The organism is Niveispirillum sp. GW835-FHT14G11, assembly GCF_058793615.1.
In genome coordinates this window covers 172,909-189,170 of record NZ_JBXAFZ010000010.1, presented here as the reverse complement: position 1 = coordinate 189,170, position 16,262 = coordinate 172,909, and the positions used below count along the sequence as shown (strand labels likewise).

At 66.5% G+C, this 16,262-nt stretch carries 14 protein-coding genes; 5 read left to right on the top strand and 9 right to left on the bottom strand.

The window, feature by feature from the left end; genetic code table 11:
- The first annotated feature begins 270 nt into the window (after nucleotides 1-270).
- Entirely contained in the window at nucleotides 271-876 is a 606-nt protein-coding gene (locus AC1Q7F_RS19340; protein WP_492509846.1) for a DedA family protein, read from the top strand.
- Nucleotides 877-921: 45 nt separating this feature from the next.
- Here AC1Q7F_RS19340 and AC1Q7F_RS19335 read toward each other — a convergent pair whose 3' ends face one another.
- The 4 genes from AC1Q7F_RS19335 to AC1Q7F_RS19320 all read right to left on the bottom strand — a co-directional run bounded on the left by AC1Q7F_RS19335 (nucleotide 922) and on the right by AC1Q7F_RS19320 (nucleotide 6,690).
- Nucleotides 922-1,719, bottom strand: a complete 798-nt coding sequence (locus tag AC1Q7F_RS19335) for a siderophore-interacting protein (protein ID WP_492509844.1) — start codon at nucleotides 1,717-1,719, stop codon at nucleotides 922-924.
- A 2-nt stretch (nucleotides 1,720-1,721) separates the two neighbouring features.
- Nucleotides 1,722-2,306 (bottom strand): PadR family transcriptional regulator, encoded by a 585-nt coding sequence (locus AC1Q7F_RS19330; RefSeq protein WP_492509842.1) that lies wholly within the window; start codon nucleotides 2,304-2,306, stop codon nucleotides 1,722-1,724.
- A 188-nt stretch (nucleotides 2,307-2,494) separates the two neighbouring features.
- On the bottom strand, nucleotides 2,495-5,587 hold the full coding sequence (locus AC1Q7F_RS19325) for an efflux RND transporter permease subunit (protein WP_492509840.1): 3,093 nt from the start codon (nucleotides 5,585-5,587) through the stop codon (nucleotides 2,495-2,497).
- Nucleotides 5,584-6,690: an efflux RND transporter periplasmic adaptor subunit gene (locus tag AC1Q7F_RS19320; protein WP_492509838.1), complete on the bottom strand. Its 1,107-nt coding sequence runs from the start codon at nucleotides 6,688-6,690 to the stop codon at nucleotides 5,584-5,586. The genes AC1Q7F_RS19325 and AC1Q7F_RS19320 overlap by 4 nt, the downstream gene beginning before the upstream one ends.
- A 134-nt stretch (nucleotides 6,691-6,824) precedes the next feature.
- Here AC1Q7F_RS19320 and AC1Q7F_RS19315 point away from each other — a divergent pair, with 134 nt between their 5' ends.
- On the top strand, nucleotides 6,825-7,463 hold the full coding sequence (locus AC1Q7F_RS19315; RefSeq protein WP_492509836.1) for a TetR/AcrR family transcriptional regulator C-terminal domain-containing protein: 639 nt from the start codon (nucleotides 6,825-6,827) through the stop codon (nucleotides 7,461-7,463).
- A 184-nt stretch (nucleotides 7,464-7,647) separates the two neighbouring features.
- Here AC1Q7F_RS19315 and AC1Q7F_RS19310 read toward each other — a convergent pair whose 3' ends face one another.
- Nucleotides 7,648-8,640 (bottom strand): aldo/keto reductase, encoded by a 993-nt coding sequence (locus tag AC1Q7F_RS19310; protein WP_492509834.1) that lies wholly within the window; start codon nucleotides 8,638-8,640, stop codon nucleotides 7,648-7,650.
- 101 nt (nucleotides 8,641-8,741) lie between these two features.
- Here AC1Q7F_RS19310 and AC1Q7F_RS19305 point away from each other — a divergent pair, with 101 nt between their 5' ends.
- Nucleotides 8,742-9,662, top strand: coding sequence for a LysR family transcriptional regulator (locus AC1Q7F_RS19305; protein ID WP_492509832.1), 921 nt, complete (start codon nucleotides 8,742-8,744; stop codon nucleotides 9,660-9,662).
- On the opposite strand, the gene AC1Q7F_RS19300 is transcribed toward AC1Q7F_RS19305, so the two are convergent.
- The 4 genes from AC1Q7F_RS19300 to AC1Q7F_RS19285 form a co-directional block, all read right to left on the bottom strand.
- Entirely contained in the window at nucleotides 9,635-10,210 is a 576-nt protein-coding gene (locus AC1Q7F_RS19300) for a hypothetical protein (RefSeq protein ID WP_492509830.1), read from the bottom strand. The genes AC1Q7F_RS19305 and AC1Q7F_RS19300 overlap by 28 nt on opposite strands.
- Before the next feature lie 273 nt (nucleotides 10,211-10,483).
- Nucleotides 10,484-11,830 carry a metal-dependent hydrolase family protein gene (locus AC1Q7F_RS19295; RefSeq protein ID WP_492509828.1) on the bottom strand — a complete coding sequence of 449 codons (1,347 nt, stop codon included), beginning with the start codon at nucleotides 11,828-11,830 and terminating at the stop codon, nucleotides 10,484-10,486.
- A gap of 68 nt (nucleotides 11,831-11,898) precedes the next feature.
- Nucleotides 11,899-13,395 carry an MFS transporter gene (locus AC1Q7F_RS19290; protein ID WP_492509826.1) on the bottom strand — a complete coding sequence of 499 codons (1,497 nt, stop codon included), beginning with the start codon at nucleotides 13,393-13,395 and terminating at the stop codon, nucleotides 11,899-11,901.
- Nucleotides 13,396-13,499: 104 nt separating this feature from the next.
- Nucleotides 13,500-14,369 carry a hypothetical protein gene (locus tag AC1Q7F_RS19285; protein ID WP_492509824.1) on the bottom strand — a complete coding sequence of 290 codons (870 nt, stop codon included), beginning with the start codon at nucleotides 14,367-14,369 and terminating at the stop codon, nucleotides 13,500-13,502.
- Nucleotides 14,370-14,558: 189 nt separating this feature from the next.
- Between AC1Q7F_RS19285 and AC1Q7F_RS19280 the strand changes: the two genes are divergently transcribed.
- Together AC1Q7F_RS19280 and AC1Q7F_RS19275 are read left to right on the top strand one after the other, a co-directional pair.
- Nucleotides 14,559-15,761 carry an FAD-dependent oxidoreductase gene (locus tag AC1Q7F_RS19280; protein WP_492509822.1) on the top strand — a complete coding sequence of 401 codons (1,203 nt, stop codon included), beginning with the start codon at nucleotides 14,559-14,561 and terminating at the stop codon, nucleotides 15,759-15,761.
- A 69-nt stretch (nucleotides 15,762-15,830) separates the two neighbouring features.
- A complete protein-coding gene (locus tag AC1Q7F_RS19275) occupies nucleotides 15,831-16,247 on the top strand; it encodes a hypothetical protein (protein ID WP_492509820.1) in 417 nt (138 codons plus the stop codon).
- The last annotated feature ends 15 nt before the right edge of the window (nucleotides 16,248-16,262 follow it).

The following is a 16,262-nucleotide window of genomic DNA, read 5'->3' as shown; positions in this document are numbered from 1 at the left end:
CGGTGGCGAAACCGGTTACCGCTGCCAACTGGCCGCCAGACCCTATCAGGTCGGCGCCATTGAGCGGGGATCACGCAAGAATACCTTACCCACGCCCTTATGATAGCCGAAATTTGCCCCTAAGGAATAGACCATCCGGCTTAGGTCATGGGGTGATTCATGCGTGAAGCTCTGTCGAACGGGTAGAAGGTGCCAAAACACCTTTGCCATGGCGGCGGATGCGGCGATGCGCTACAGGGACGGGAAGCAGGGCGCCGACTGGAAAGACAGATGTTCGACAATCTTTTGAATCTGGTGGATCAGATGGGCTATTGGGGCCTGCTGTTCCTGATGTTCCTTGAAAATCTGTTCCCGCCCATCCCGTCGGAATTGATCATGCCGCTGGGCGGGTTCCTGGCCGCGCAGGGGAAGATGGACCCAATCCTGGTGGTGCTGGTCGGCACCGCCGGGTCGGTGCTGGGGGCGCTGCCCTGGTATTATCTTGGCCGTTTCTTCGGCCATGACCGGCTGATCGCCCTGTCGGACCGGTTCGGCTTCATCATGACCATGGACCCGCCGGACGTGGAGATGGCCTTCGGCTGGTTCAGCAAGCATGGGCACAAGGCCGTGCTGATCGGCCGCATCGTGCCGGCCATCCGCACTCTGATCTCCGTGCCGGCCGGCATGGCCCGCATGCCGATGCCATTGTTCCTGGCGCTGACCACCGCCGGATCGCTGGTCTGGACCGGGTTTCTGACGGCGGCGGGCTATCTGTTGGAGAACCATTACGACCGGGTGGAAAGCTGGGTCGATCCGGTGTCCAAAATCGTGGTCTATGGCTGTATCGCGATCTATCTGGGCCGTATGGCCTGGCGACTGGTACGGCGCAAGCGGTAGGGGCGGCGGCCCGGCGGTCCTGATGGCCGCCGGGCCGTTGCCTGTCTACCCGATCGTGCTATGCGCCCCGGCTTCGCCCTTGTGCCAATAGCCGGCGGCCTTCAGATGGCTGGGGTTCAGCCCCTTGCGCCCCACCAGGTCCTCGCGGATCAGGCGGGCCTGGGCCGCCTCCGTGGCCACCCAGGCGAAGACGTCACGTTCCGTCAGGCATAGGCCGGCCACGGCCGCCGCCAGATCGTGCCCGCCATGGGCCGGGTCGCGGAACACCCAATGGATACTGGCATCGGCCCTGGTGGTGAAGGACAGCCGGTCGTCGGGACTGTCCACGGCGGCCAGCACGATGGCGCGCACCCCTTCCGGCAGTTCCGCCAGCCGGCGGGCGATGGCGGGCAGGGCCGTATCGTCGCCGATCAGCAGATGCAGGGCGAAATCCATCGGCCAGACAGCCGACCCGCGCGGCCCCCCCAGCACCAGCCGGTCGCCCGGCCGGGCGTCATGCGCCCAGCGCGTGGCGGGGCCGGCAGTGCCCTCATCGATCCCGTGCAGGGCGAAATCCAGGACCAGGGTACCGGCCGCCACGTCGAAGAAGCGGGGCGTATAGTCGCGGCCGATGGGCTTGGCCTCCCCGCCCGGCAAGGCGATCTGGCCGGTTTGCGGATCGGGGAAGAACAGCTTGAGATGATCGTCGAAGCCCAGGGACTGGAACCCCTCCATATCGCCCGACAGCGCGATGCGCTTCATATGCGGGGACAGCAGGCTGGTGGCGGTGACGGTCAGGTCGCGGCGGCGCGCGTCGAAGCGGACGCGGCGCGGCTCGCGGGCCGGAATGATGGTATCGGGCATGCTTATTGCCTTTCGATCTTGCGGGCCAGTTCGTCGATCCAGTCGACGATGGTCTCCACCTCTGGCTTGGACAGCGGGCGCAGGCCGCGCGTGCGCAAGGCCCCCTTCAGATTGTGCATGGCGCGGAACAGGGCGGCATATTCATGGATGCCGCCATGCCCCTCCTCGGCGCCGCCCTGCATCATGGCGGCCAGGCGGTCCACCTCGCCGGCCTGTTCCTCCAGGAATTTTCCGCCTGCCGGCGTGATGCGGGCCAGCTTGCGGCCATCCTCCCCCGCCTCGATGGTGATGAAGCCGCCATCCTCCAGCCAGCTCAGCGCCGGATAGACCACGCCGGGGGAGGGGACGTAACGGCCCTGCGACCGTTCCTCGATCTCCTTGATCAACTCATAGCCATGGCTGGGCTTGTGCTGGATCAGTTTCAGCAGCACCAGCCGCAGCCCGCCATGGCCGAAGCCGCGCCCGTGCCGGCCACGCCCGCCGCCATGATGCCCACCGCGCCCGAAGTCGCGCATATCGTCCTCATCCTCGCCGCCGAAGCCCCCGCCCCGGCCGAACCCGCCACCGCGTCCAAAGAAACCGCGCATGTCGTGTCTCCCTATCAGATCGTAACTCGATATATCTGATATGAGCGCGAGCACCGGCAAAGTCGATAGGGATTCGATGCATATCAGATATATCGAGTTATGACGAGATAGCGGGGCTGAACGCCACCCCGACATTCATCGCCTTCCCGGCCGTCGCCGGGAAGGCGATGAACAAGCAGGGTCGGAGCCTACTCCGCCGCACCCCATCCGCCCGGCGCCGTCGGGCCGGTCTCGTCGGCCTTGACGCGGAACCAGGCGGCATACATGGCGGGCAGGGAGTAGATGGTCAGCGCCGTGGCCACGATCAGGCCGCCCATGATGGCGATGGCCATGGGACCCCAGAAATTGCTGCGCGACAGCGGGATCATGGCCAGCACGGCGGCAGCGGCGGTCAGCGCGATGGGCCGGGCGCGGCGGACCGTGGCGTCGACCACGGCGTCGAAACGGCCATGGCCGGCGGCGATGTCCTGTTCGATCTGATCGACCAGGATCACCGAATTGCGCATGATCATCCCGGCCAGGGCGATGACGCCCAGCTGCGCCACGAAGCCGAAGGGCTGGTTGAACAGCAGCAGGGCGATGGTCACCCCGATCAGGCCCAAGGGTGCGGTCAGGAACACCAGTACCACCCGCTGGAAGCTTTGCAGCTGCACCATCAGCACCGTCAGCATCAGGACGATCATCACCGGCACCACCGCCATGATGGATGCCTGACCCTTGGCACTTTCCTCCACGGCCCCGCCCACCTCGATCCGGTATCCGGTGGGCAGCTTGGCGCGCAGGGGGCCCAGCACCCCTTCGATCTCCGCCATCACCGTCGGGGCCTGGACATTGCCCTTCAGATCGGCGCGCACGGTCAGGGTCAGGTCGCGTGACCGGGTCCAGAGGATGCCATCCTCCAGCCCATATTCCAGCCGCGCCACCTGCGACAGCGGCACCGGGCCGTTGGGTCCGCGCAGGCGCAGCTCGGCCAGGCGGTCGGATGCCACCCGCTCATCCTGTCCGGCCCGCAGGACGACGTCGATCAGCTCGATCCCCTCGCGGTACTGCGTGGCGGTATAGCCGGTCATCACCGTCTGCAGCGACTGGGCCAGGTCCTGGCTGGTGACGCCCAGGGCGCGGGCGCGGTCCTGGTCCACCACCAGCCGCACGGATTTGACCTTCTCCGTCCAGTCCAGATTGACGTCGGTGGTATGCGGATTGGTGCGCATCAGGTCGCGCAGTTCACCGGCAATGCTGCGCAGCAATTCCGGATCGCGGCCCATGATGCGGAACTGCACCGGATAGCCCACGGGCGGGCCATTCTCCAGCCGGGCCACACGGGTGCGCACATCGGGGAAGCGGGTTTCCAGTTCGCCCGGCAGGCTTTTGGCCAGCTCGATGGTGCGTTCCAGCGACTTGGTGACGATAATGAACTGCGCGAAATTGGGCCGCTTCAGCTCCTGGTTCAGCGGCAGATAGAAGCGCGGAGCGCCGCTGCCGATGAAGGCGCTGTAGCTTTCCAGGCTGGCATCCTTGGCGAACACCGCTTCCAGCTCATGCACGCGGGCGGCGGTGACGTTGATGGAAGTGCCTTCGGGCAGTTCCAGATCCACCACCAGCTCCAGGCGCGCGGAATTGGGGAAGAATTGCTGCTGCACGAAGCCGAAGCCGACGATGGACAGGACGAAGGCCCCCACCGTTGCCGCAATGACGATGAAGCGGTGCCGCACGGTCCAGACCAGGCTGGCGCGCAGGCGGCGATAAAGCGGCTTGTCATAGGCGGCGTTGTGGTCCTCCGCCGGGCCCGGCTCATGGGCCTGCGGCAGCATCTTGAAGCCCAGATAGGGGGTGAAGATCACCGCCACCAGCCAGGAGACCAGCAGGGCCGTGGCCACCACCCAGAAGATGGCACCGGTATATTCGCCCGCCGCCGAATGGGCGAAGCCCACGGGCACGAAACCCGCGGCGGTGACCAGCGTGCCTGACAGCATGGGAAACGCTGTGGAGGTCCAGGCAAAGGCCGCGGCCTTGGCCCGGTCCCAACCCTGTTCCAGCTTCACCATCATCATCTCCACCGCGATGATGGCATCATCCACCAGCAGGCCCAAGGCGATGATCAGGGCGCCGATGGAGATCTTGTGCAGATCAATGCCCGCCGCCTTCATCACCGCGAAGGTGACGGCCAGCACCAGCGGTACCGACAGGGCTACGACGATGCCGGTGCGCAGGCCCAGGCTCAGGAAGGTGACCACCAGCACGATGGCCAGGGCTTCGGCCAGGGCCGAGGCGAATTCATTGATGCTTTCGCGGACCACCGTGGGCTGGTCGGCGACTAGGGAGATGTCGATGCCTTGCGGCAATGCCGCCTGAACCAAAGCCATCTCCGCCTTCACGGCGTCGCCAAGCTTCAGGATGTCGCCGCCGGCGGCCATGGCGATGGCCAAGCCGGTGACCGGCTGGCCATTATGGCGCATCAGCGTTTCCGCCGGGTCCTGTGCGGTGCGCTGGACCGTGGCGATGTCGCCCAGGCGCAGCAAGCGGCCGCCGGCCTGGATCGGCACGTTGCGGACCTGATCCTCGGTCTTCAAGGCGCCGGTCACCCGCACGCGGATGCGGTCGGTGCCGGTATCGATGGTGCCGGTGGGGCTGACGGCATTCTGCGCGGCCAGCGCCTGGCCGATCTGCTGAACCGTGATGCCCAGGGAGGCGAGGCGACCGGTGTCGAACTCGACATAGATCTTCTCCTCCTGCACGCCCAGCAGATCGACCTTGCCGATGGACGGCAGCGTCAGCAGGCGCTGACGCGCGGCCAGCAGCACCTGACGCATTTCCGTCTGGCTGAACCCGTCGCCGGTGAAGGCATAAATGATGCCGAACGTGTCGCCGAACTCGTCATTGAATTGCGGCCCGATCACGCCGGCGGGCAGGGTGTTGGCCATGTCGCCCACCCGCTTGCGCACCTGATACCAGATGTCGGGCAGGGTGTCGGAGCGGGTATAATCATGCAGGTTGATGAAGATCACCGTCTCCCCCGGCCGCGCATAGGACCGGGTGAAGTGATAGTTCGGCACCTGCTGCAGGGTCTGTTCGATCCGGTCGGTGACCTGTTCCTGCACCTCGCGCGCGGTTGCCCCCGGCCACTGGGCCGTGACCACCATGGTGCGGATGGCGAATTGCGGGTCTTCCGCGCGGCCCAGCGTCACGAAGGCATAGGCGCCCACGGCCAGCGACATGACGATCATGAACAGCACAAGCGCCTGATGCCGGATGGCCCAGGCGGAAAGGTTCAATCCGCTCACGGCAGGCCCCCATCCCAGACGCGCACGGGCAGGTTGGCGTCAAGCCGGTGGGCGCCGGCGGTGACCACCAGCTCGCCTTCCTTGACGCCCGCCTTCACCGCCACCCCGTCGGGGCGGTAGGAGGCGACCTCCACCGGGCGAAGCTGCACCCGGTCACGCGATGGGGCCAGGACCCAGACTGCGGGCTTGTTGCCCTGCTGGAACAGCGCCGATGAGGGCAGCAGCGCCAGCGACGGCGCACCGGCATCGGGGAAGCGGACATTGGCCGTCATGCCCAGACGCACGATGTCGGGCGCATCGGCAGGCAGGGAGATGCGCAGGCGGAAGGTGCGGCTGGCCGCATCGGCCACCGGCGTGATCTCCCGGATCGTGCCGGAAAGCGTCAGGTCGCGGTCGGCCCACAGCGAGACCTGGGCCGGGCCGCCCACCGACAGGCGGGCCAGGTCGGCTTCCGCCACGTCGATGGCCACCTCCTTGCCCAGGTCGGTGGCCATGCGCAGCACGGTCTGACCGTCGCCCACCATCTGCCCGGCATCGGCCAGGACGGCGGTGATGACCCCACCCTGGTCCAGGGTCAGCGACCCATAGGCGCGCTGGTTGCGTGCGATCTCCAGCGCGGACTGCGCCTCTCGCCGCTGGGCGGACGCGGCATCGGCGGTGGCCCGCACCCGGTCATACTGCGCCTGGGACACCGTGCCGCTGGCCAGCAGCGGGGTATAGCGTTTCAGGTCGGCGGCCCCCTGGCGATACTGCGCTTCGGCCTGGGCCAGCCGCGCCTCGGCGGCTTGCAGCGACAGGGCCAGATCGGTCGGGTCGAGCCGTGCCAGCACCTGGCCGGGCTTCACCCGGTCGCCCACCTCCACCATCCGGGCGGCGATGCGCCCGCCGACGCGGAAGCCGGCCTGCACCTCCGTCCGGGGCACGATGGTGCCGGTGAAGCCGCGGTCGGCATGGCTGTCCTTGAAGCTGACCGGCGCCACGCGTACAGGCCGGACCTGCGCGGTCTCCGCCTCCTTGCCGCCGCAGCCGGCCAGCACCAATGGCAAAAGCACGGCCAGAACCGCCCCCCGCCGCACGCCGCCGGCGCCCCGAACCCCCGCCATGTCACGATCCCCCGAAAAACCCTATGATGATGGGTAGGATAATGTAACCTACATTACACTTCGCCAGTGACGGTGATCACGCCCGCTTTCCCGATCGTTGCGGGACGCGAACCGGAAATGCCAAGATCGGTGCCATGACAACCGAACAAGCCGCCGACAGCGCCGACCATTCCCCCCGCATGGCTGCCCGGCGCCAGGCCATGATCGATGCCGCCGCCGCCATTTTCTTCGAACACGGGTTCGAGCGGGCCAGCCTTTCCGCCATCGTGGCGCGGTCGGGCGGCTCGCTGTCCACACTTTACCAACTTTTCGGCAGCAAGGAGGGGTTGTTCGAGGCCATGATGACCCAGCGTTGCGGGGAAATCATGGAGCCCTTGTCGGCCCCCGATCTCTCGGCGCAATGCCCGCGCGAGACGCTGACCCGCATCGCGCGTGCCCTGCTGGACCTGCTGATGGACCCCGAAGCCCAGGGCCTGTGGCGCATGGTGATGGGGGAGGGGGTGAAGTTCCCCGGCCTGGCGGAGATCTATTTCCGCTGCGGCCCGGACATCCTGCTGGCGGCCTTGCGCAACTATCTGGCGGGGCTGCATGAACGTGGCGCGGTTCATTGCCCCGATGCCATGGCCGGGGCGGAGTCCTTCTGCATGATGGTGCATGGCGAACAATTCTTCCGCATCGCCACCGGCCTGCGCCCCCCGCTGGACCCGGCGGAGCGGGAGCGGCATGTGCGGACCATGGTGGACATGTTCATGCGGATGGTGGCGGTGCCATAAGAAGAAGCCCAGCCATAATAATGGCTTGGATGCTGTTAACCGCCTTCCCGGCGAAGGCCGGGACCCAGGGGCCACGCGCCCGACCTGTCGGCAGCTTTGATCGACGCTGCGTAAAGGCTTGATCCGGCGGCCCCTGGGTCCCGGCCTTCGCCGGGAAGGCGATCAGAAGGAAAGCTGACTTTCCTCAGCGCTCACTATCCAGATGGTGCATCTGCGCCGCCGGATAGCGGTCGCCGGCCGCCGCACCGGCGGGCATCGCGGCCTCGATGGCGGCCAGTTCGTCCGCCGACAGCACCAGACCCGCCGCGCCTAAGCTTTCGGCAAGCCGGTCGCGGCGCCGCGCGCCGATCAGCGGCACGATGTCTGGCCCGCGCGACGCGACCCAGGCGATGGCCACCTGGGCCACGCTGGCGCCGATCCGGTCGGCCACGCCGCGCAGGGTCTCCACCAGGGCCAGATTGTGGTCCAGATTGTCACCCTGGAAGCGCGGGCTCATGGCGCGGAAACCGGCGCTGCTCCGGTCCTTGGTCCAATGCCCGCTGATCAGGCCGCGTGACAGCACGCCATAGGCGGTGATGCCGATGCCCAACGCGCGGCAGGTGGGCAGGATCGCGTCTTCGATGCCCCGGCTGATCAGCGAATATTCGATCTGCAGGTCGCTGATCGGATGCACGGATGCGGCGCGGCGGATGGTGTCCGCCCCCATTTCCGACAGGCCGATATGGCGGACATAGCCTTCCTTCACCAGATCGGCGATGGCGCCGATCGTGTCCTCGATCGGCACGTCGGGGTCCAGGCGCGACGGGCGGTAGATGTCGATATGGTCGGTGCCCAGCCGCTTCAGGCTGTAGGATACGAAATTGCGGATGGCTTTGGGCCGGGCGTCATAGCCCAGGAAGGCGCCATCCGGTCCGCGCAGCGCACCGAACTTGACGGAGATCACCACATCCTCGCGACGGCGTTCCTTCAACGCCTCGGCAATCAGCATCTCATTATGGCCCATGCCATAGAAATCGCCTGTATCCAGCAGGTTGATGCCGGCATCCAATGCTGAATGGAGGGTGGCGATGCTCTCGGCCCGGTCGGACGGGCCATACATGTCGGACATGCCCATGCAGCCAAGGGCCAGCGGGGCGGTGGCGGGCCCATGGGCCCAGGGATTGCGGCGGTTCAGCATGGTGCGGCTCCGGCAGAAGATTGCAATGGCGCCATTCTGCCAGAACCTGGATTATGCGATAATCCGTGCATATCTGAATGACCTGTTCGGAAATCCGTACAATGAAATCACATTCCCTGGCCGACCTGGACGCCTTCCTGTGCGTGGCAAGGCACCGCAGCTTCCGCCGCGCGGCGCGTGAACGCGGTGTTTCCGCCTCCACCCTGTCCCAGGCCGTGCGCGATCTGGAAGAAGCCACCGGCATGCGTTTGCTGCACCGCACAACGCGCAGTGTGACACCGACGGAGGCAGGCCAACGGCTGGTGGACAGCCTGACCCCGGCCATGGCGGCGGTGACCCAGGCGCTGGATGGCCTGGACCAATATCGCGGTACGGCGTTCGGCACCCTGCGCCTGAACGTGCCAGGCATCGTGGCGCGGGTGGTGCTGCCCGGCATTCTCGGCCCGTTCATGGCGGCGCATCCCGGCGTGCGGGTGGAGGTGGAGGAGGAGAACGCCTTCGTCGATGTCTTCGCCGCCGGCTTCGATGCCGGTGTGCGGTATGAGGAGGCGCTGGCCCAGGATGTGGTGGCGGTGCCGATGGGGCCGCGCGTGCAGCGCTATGTTCTGGCCGCGTCCCCGACCCATATTGCGCAGCATGGGCTGCCGCTTCATCCCACCGACCTGCTGTCGCGCCCCTGCCTGCGCCAGTCCTTCCCCGGCGGCGCGCTCTTGCCCTGGGAGTTCGAGCGCGACGGGCAGGGCGTGAAGCTGAACCCGTCCGGCCCCCTGGTCGCCTCCAACAGCCATGTGCTGACCGGTGCCGCGCTGGACGGGCTGGGCTGGATCTATACGTTCGCGGAACTGGTGGCCCCGCACATCGCGGCGGGGGAGTTGGTGGAGGCGCTGCCGGACTGGTCGCTGCGGTTCTCCGGACCTTACCTTTATTACAGCAGCCGCCGGCATGTGCCGGGGCCGCTCAGGGCGCTGGTGGAGTGGCTGCGCCAAGCCGTCGGTCAGGTCGAGGCGTCAGCCGAGCCCTGACCTACGGTTGATGCCACGGCCCTGCGCATCCGTCCCCAGCGCCGTACCTGCCGCCAGACCAGCCAGACCCAGACCAGGGCGGACAGCACCGATGGGCCGCCCATCCCGTCCAGCCCCTTTTCCCAGGTCAGCACATATACCGGCCCGGCCAGCGACAGAACCAGGGCCAGCCTCAGCAAGCCCGACGCCCAGGGCTGGGCCGGTGCCAGGGTCAGCGACCGGTCGAACCGCACGCGCTGCGAACACAGCGTCTCGATGAAGAAGATTTTCGCAAACGCCGCCACCAGGAAGCCCAGGACGGCCAGCCCCAGGGACAGCGGCCAGTCATGCGACGCCACCGGGATCGACAGGGCGGCCAGCGCCAGTGAAGCCGCGATCAGGCCCAGGCTGCCTTGTTGCAGCCACCCCGTGCGATCCGGACGGATACGGGCGATCTTGGGCCAGATGCCGTGCGCGGCCTGCTGTTCGGTCGGCGCCACCGGGGCAAGCGTCGCGGCGATGCGATCACGCCAGTAGAGATGGCCTTCAGGGTCTTTATAAAGCGGCATGGGTCCTGTTCAGCGCGTGGCGCGGCGAGAAACACCTGACGATGGCGGATGGCAAACGGGAGCGTGCCAGCGGGCAACAGGGTGACCGCCGGGATTATTGCCCGGCATGTCGATATCGGGTATAGGTAATATATCCTATCTGAGGATATTCCGGAAATCCGATCCGCAGGTGAAACCGCAACGCGTTCTATGTTGCATCATGTTTCACTTGGGCGATTTTGAAACGGAAATCCGGAATGATTGCCATGACCATTCCGGATTTCCGTTCACACCTCAGGTCTTGGGCACGAAGGCGACCGGGGCGCCAGCTTCCTTGTGTACCGTGCCCTGGCGCATGACGAAGCGCACGCGGGACAGTTCCGTCACATCGTCCAGCGGGCTTTTGGCCACGGCGATGATGTCGGCATCCTTGCCGGACTCCAGCGTGCCGATGCGGGTGCCGCGGTCCAGCAGGTCGGCGGCGTTGACGGTGGCGGATTTGATGGCGTCGGAGGCGGGCATCCCGGCCTCCACCATCAACGTGAACTCGTAAGCATTCGTGCCATGTGCGGACACACCGCTGTCGGTGCCGAAGGCGACCTTCACACCCTGCTTCACGGCATTGCCGAAGCTGGATTTCATGCGCTCACCCACCTCCAGCGCCTTCTGCGCCTGGGCCGGGGTCAGGGTCGTGCTGGCCTTGGCCATGCCGACGACCGTGTATCCCGCCAGCAAGGTGGGCACCAGATAGGCCCCCCGTTCCTTCAGCAGTTTGATGCCTTCCGCATCCAGATAGGAGCCATGTTCGACGCTGTCCACACCGCTGCGCAGGGCCAGGTTGATGCCGCCGGCCGCATGGGCGTGGCTGGCCACCTTCTTGCCCATCAGGTGGGCCGTGTCGACGATGGCTTTCGCTTCGTCATCGAACATCTGCTGACCAGTGCCGGCGGCGATGTTGGACAGCACCCCGCCCGTGGTGGCCAGCTTGATGACGTCGGCCCCCTTGCGGATCTGCTCGCGCACGGCGCGGCGGCAATCATCGGCGCCGTTGCAGATGCTTTCGGGTCGCAGCGCGTGGGTGACCTCCTCGCTGAAGCCATTGACGTCGCCATGGCCGGCGGTGATGGAGATCATCATGCCCGCCGCCAGGATGGTGGGGCCCTGCACCTCCCCCTTGTTGATGGCGTCCCGCAGGGCAAAGCCGGTGCGGGCCGGCGCGCCCAGGTCGCGCACCGTGGTGAAGCCGGCCATCAGGGTGCGGTGAGCATAGGCCACGCCGTCCAGCACCGTCTCCTCCGGATCGTCCTGCACCTCGGCCAGCTGCGAGCGGGGGCCCAGCTCACCGGTCAGATGCACATGGCAGTCGATCAGGCCGGGCAGCACGAAACTGTCGCGCAGGTCGATGACGCGCGACCCGGCCGGCGCCCCGGCCCCGGCGGCATCCAGATAGCCGGCCTTGACCGCGCTGACCTTGCCGTCGGTGACGACCAGGGTCTGCTGCGACAGGGGTGCCTTGCCCGGCACCGACAGTAGCGTGCCGGCCTGGATCAGGACGGTCTCAGCCCCGGCAGTGCCGGTCAGCAGCGCGACCGTGGCGGCGGCCCCGGCCAGTTTGCGGGTCCAGTTGGAAGGAAACGACATGGATTGCCTCACCCGGTATTGTTTTCCGTTACGGATGGAATGACCGGGTTGGGCAGGGAAGGCAAGCGTCAGCTTTCATCCCTGACGGCCAGCATGGACAGTGCCGCCATGATCATCGACCCACCCCCCAGCACCAGGGCCCAGATCGCCTCCCCGCCGAAGCCGGCGCGCAGCACCGCGCCCAGGATGCTGGCGGCCAGGACCTGCGGCACGACGATGAAGATGTTGAAGATGCCCATATAGACCCCCATCTTCGCCGCCGGCACCGCCGCCGACAGGATGGAATAGGGGGCTGACAGGATCGATGACCAGGCAAAGCCCACCCCGATCATCGGCAGCCACAACAGGGAAGGATCGGCGATCAGCGGAAAGCTGATCAGCCCCGCCCCGCCCAGGACCAAGCAAACCATATGCGCGCCCCGCCGGCCCAGCAGCCGGGCGATGGCGGGCAGCAGAAAGGCGGCCACGGCGGCGACGCCATTATAGACCGCGAACAGCAGGCCGACCCAGTCGGCCCCGTCATTATAGGCCTGGGACGCGGTATCGCTGGTGCCATAATGGAAGCCGGTGACGGCCGAGGTGGTGTAGATCCACATGGCGAACAGGGCGAACCAGCTGAAGAACTGCACCACGGCCAGCCGGCGCATGACGGAAGGCATGGCGAACAGATCCTCCATCACCTCGCTGAAGCCGTTATCGCCCTTGCCACCCGCCTTCAGCCCGGCATGGACCAGCAGGGCGGCACCGAAACCGATCAACCCCGCACCCAGGATATAGACCTCCTTCTCCAGCCCGGCGGCTCCCACCGCCAGGGTGATGGCGACGCCGATGATCGCGGAGAGCAGGCCCCAGCGGCGGAAGGTGCTGGCCGGCCTTGCGGCACGGGCGACCGTATCGACCCCGCGCTGGGCCAGTCGTGCCACCTCGAATGCCGCCATCTCTTCGGGTGAATATTCCCTGGTGGTCAGCACGGTCCACAGCACCGCAACCAGGATGGCGGCGGCCCCGACATAGAAGGCGACATGCACCGTCAGTGGCACGACACCCGGCTCCGCCGTATTGTCCATGCCGATCCAGTGGGTCAGCACCCAGGGCAAGGCCGATGCACCCACGGCACCGACGCCGATGAAGAAGCTCTGCGCGGCAAAGCCGCTCATCCGCTGTTCATCGGGCAGCAGGTCACCCACGAAGGCACGGAACGGCTCCATGGTGATGTTGATGCTGGCATCCAGGATCCACAGCATCGATGCCGCGAACCACAGGGCCGGCGATGACGGCATGATCAGCAGCGACAGCGTGACCAGGATGGCGCCCAGCAGGAAATAGGGCCGGCGGCGACCCAGCCGCCCCCAGGTCTTGTCCGACAGGTGCCCAATGATCGGCTGCACCAGCAACCCGGTCAACGGGGCCGCGACCCAGAGGATGGCCAGTTCGTTGATATCCGCGCCCAGCGTCTGGAAGATGCGGCTGGCGTTGGCGTTCTGCAGGCCGAAGGCCACCTGGATGCCCAGGAAGCCGATGGACATGTTCCAGATCTGGATCAGGCTCAGCCTGGGCTTCTGCATGGTCCCGTTCCCCCCTGAAGATTTATGTTTTCTTGCCGGCGACCATGCGGGGGGTGGGGATACAGGTCAACGGGCGGCCCGGTTGAATACGTAGTCAGACGGGGCTATTCCACCCGCTCATGCCACATCACGATCTGTGAGCTGGCCTCCAGACTGACGATACCACCAGGCCCCTCCTTCGATACGCGATCGACATCCGCCACCGCCATGAGGACAGTATCGGTGAAATCCAGCCGGTAGCATCGATAGGCGGCCTGCTTCGGCAAGCCATCGGCACAGCGCGAGACGACATCCAGCGCTACCACCTCGCGCAGCCGGCCGGTGCGGACGTCCCGGACGATCTCGTCCATGCAGCTCGGCCCCGTCCAGCCTTCGGGCTGGCTGCAGTCAAGAGTCAAGGGTAGCGGCCGGCCCGCCGCCAGCGCGTCTTGCACCCGTGCCGTTAGCCAATAGCCGGCGGCGGCGGTGTCGTCATCATCGGCCGCGAACATGTCAAACTCGCTCGACGGCATCCCGGTACAGTCCGTGCGCCGTTCCTGGTAGCGCGGTTCCGGCCAGGCCGTGGGATCGGGCGTGCCCTGCATGGTATAGTAGTGAGAGACATCCAGAGTCCGGGCCTGGACCCGCGTATCGGCATCCTCCTCCCCCGTTATCACTTGGCCCACCGCCTCGAACCCGACCCGCAGCATGTCCCGGCGGCAAAGGCCGTCGAAGGCGGTGGAGACGGGCTTCATGCTGCTGAACCAGCTGCCCAGCATCCGGGTCGGCGGCTGGCCTTTCCGGTGGGCGGGTTGCGGTTCCAGCCGGCCGGTGATCTGCGCCATCACCCGCGCGGCGGCGGTATCGGCCGGCATGTCCCAGAGCTGGCGCTTGCTGAACGCGGCGTCCGATGGCGCCAGCCCGCCGGTACAGGCCGACAGCAGCGGCAGGCACAATAGTACGGCCCAGACAGCCAATACGCGGAAAGCGGGCATCGAATGCCTCCAGGGGAGCAGGACGGAAGCATGCGGCATCCCGGCATGCTGCCATAGGAAAACTTGGGGGCAAGCCCGAGCAAAAATCGTGGATCGGGTGGGAATGTATCAATGCCAGGCCTTTGTTATTGGAGACCTGATAGCTTACGCTTCGCCCCGTACCATGCGCCGAAAGCGAAAAGGCCCCGAATGACCCAACCCATCCTCGCCCGCCGTTCCCTGCTGACCGGCGGAAGTGCCGCCCTATCCATGGCCCTGCTGGGCGGCTGCGCCACGGGTGGGGTGGGGCATCGCGCTGTGGTGGCCGCCCCCAAGGGTCCCGTTCTGTCCCTGGCCCCCTTGCGCGCCAGCAGCGACCGGATCACCCAGATCACTGTCTGCACCCGCCCGTTCCGGCCGCAAGGGCCCCGGATCGAACGGGTGAAGATGGGCGACAAGGATCTGGTGCATCATTACGGCCATGGCGGGTCGGGATGGTCGCTGTCCTGGGGATCGGGCAGCATCGCCACCGACCTGGCCATGCGCACCGGGGCAACGGATATTGCCGTCATCGGCTGTGGCGCCATCGGCCTGACCACGGCCCTGCAATTGCAGCGCGCCGGCGCCAAGGTCACGATCTATGCCAAGGAGTTGCCGCCGCAGACCCGGTCGTCCCTGGCCACCGGTGTCTGGTCGCCCGACAGCCGCATCTGCCTGGAAGCGCACGCCACCCCGGATTTCAAGGTGCTGTGGGCGGCCATGACGCGGGCCAGCTTTGACCGGTACCAGACATTGCTGGGGCTGGAAGGCACGCCCATCGAATGGATCGACACCCATATCGTCCGCACCCCGCGCAAGGTTGCGGCGCCGGCCCCGGTTCCCGCCGCCGATGACCGCCCTGCCTTCGCCCATTCCCTGACATCGGAAATGGCGCCGGAACTGCGGGCGCCGCGGGTGACCTATGGCCCCGGCAGCCACCCGTTCGGTGACCGCGAGGTTCTGTCCGTGTCCGGCCTGATGTTCAACATCGCCTCATATTCCCATTACCTGCTGTCCAGCTTCCTGGAACTGGGCGGCAGGATCGAGGTGCGGGCATTCCACAGCCCGGCCGAACTGTCGGCATTGCCGCAGAAAACCCTGGTCAATTGCACCGGCTATGGCGCCAAGGCCCTGTTCGGGGATGAGTCCCTGGTGCCTGTGCGCGGGCAGCTGGCCCGCATGATCCCGGATGGGGACATCCGCCATGGGTTGTACTTCAACCAGGTGTCCTTTGTGCCGCGCCGTGACGGCTGGGTGTTCCAGGTGACGGGACCGGATGAATATTACGGCTTCGGGATTGAGGACACGACGCCCGACCGGGCCGAGGCCGAACGCGCCGTCACCACCATCGCGGGCCTGTTCACCGGGGTTTGATAGGATCAGGCCCGTGAGTTTGCCACCAGAACGGAGCGCGCGATGCTATGGCGGTTGCTGAAGGCAGTCATGGTTGGCGCCCTGGTCGGGCCGTGGCTGCTGGTGAAGCCGGCGCTGATTGCCGGTGTCGGCACGTATTTTTCCGACCTGAGGTTCGGGCCGGACGCTGCGGCACTTCTGGCAAAGGCCATGTTCCTTGGCTATGTCATGGCCTTCCCCGTCGTGCTGGTCCTGGCCGTGACCATCGGCATTCCTGTCGACCGGCTGATGCAGCGCCGGGGCTGGCAGGCCGCATGGTCCTATATATTGGCCGGCGGGCTGTCGGGAATGGCGTTGGGATTGCTGTGGGGTCTGGCCACAGGTCCAGTGGTGTGGTGGTGGAATTTGAGTCCGGTTCTCACCGGCGGTATGACGGGTGCCGTTACCGCCCTGGTCTGGTGGCGCGGCGGTCGGCCCCCGGCACCTTCTGGTTCGCCGGGCGAATGATTGATCCGCATCAAC

Coding starts and splice junctions, on each gene's coding strand:
- AC1Q7F_RS19340 (WP_492509846.1), top strand. CDS start 271: ATGTTCGACAATCTTTTGAATCTGGTGGATCAGATGGGCTATTGGGGC.
- AC1Q7F_RS19335 (WP_492509844.1), bottom strand. CDS start 1,719: ATGCCCGATACCATCATTCCGGCCCGCGAGCCGCGCCGCGTCCGCTTC.
- AC1Q7F_RS19330 (WP_492509842.1), bottom strand. CDS start 2,306: ATGCGCGGTTTCTTTGGACGCGGTGGCGGGTTCGGCCGGGGCGGGGGC.
- AC1Q7F_RS19320 (WP_492509838.1), bottom strand. CDS start 6,690: ATGGCGGGGGTTCGGGGCGCCGGCGGCGTGCGGCGGGGGGCGGTTCTG.
- AC1Q7F_RS19315 (WP_492509836.1), top strand. CDS start 6,825: ATGACAACCGAACAAGCCGCCGACAGCGCCGACCATTCCCCCCGCATG.
- AC1Q7F_RS19310 (WP_492509834.1), bottom strand. CDS start 8,640: ATGCTGAACCGCCGCAATCCCTGGGCCCATGGGCCCGCCACCGCCCCG.
- AC1Q7F_RS19305 (WP_492509832.1), top strand. CDS start 8,742: ATGAAATCACATTCCCTGGCCGACCTGGACGCCTTCCTGTGCGTGGCA.
- AC1Q7F_RS19300 (WP_492509830.1), bottom strand. CDS start 10,210: ATGCCGCTTTATAAAGACCCTGAAGGCCATCTCTACTGGCGTGATCGC.
- AC1Q7F_RS19295 (WP_492509828.1), bottom strand. CDS start 11,830: ATGTCGTTTCCTTCCAACTGGACCCGCAAACTGGCCGGGGCCGCCGCC.
- AC1Q7F_RS19290 (WP_492509826.1), bottom strand. CDS start 13,395: ATGCAGAAGCCCAGGCTGAGCCTGATCCAGATCTGGAACATGTCCATC.
- AC1Q7F_RS19285 (WP_492509824.1), bottom strand. CDS start 14,369: ATGCCCGCTTTCCGCGTATTGGCTGTCTGGGCCGTACTATTGTGCCTG.
- AC1Q7F_RS19280 (WP_492509822.1), top strand. CDS start 14,559: ATGACCCAACCCATCCTCGCCCGCCGTTCCCTGCTGACCGGCGGAAGT.
- AC1Q7F_RS19275 (WP_492509820.1), top strand. CDS start 15,831: ATGGTTGGCGCCCTGGTCGGGCCGTGGCTGCTGGTGAAGCCGGCGCTG.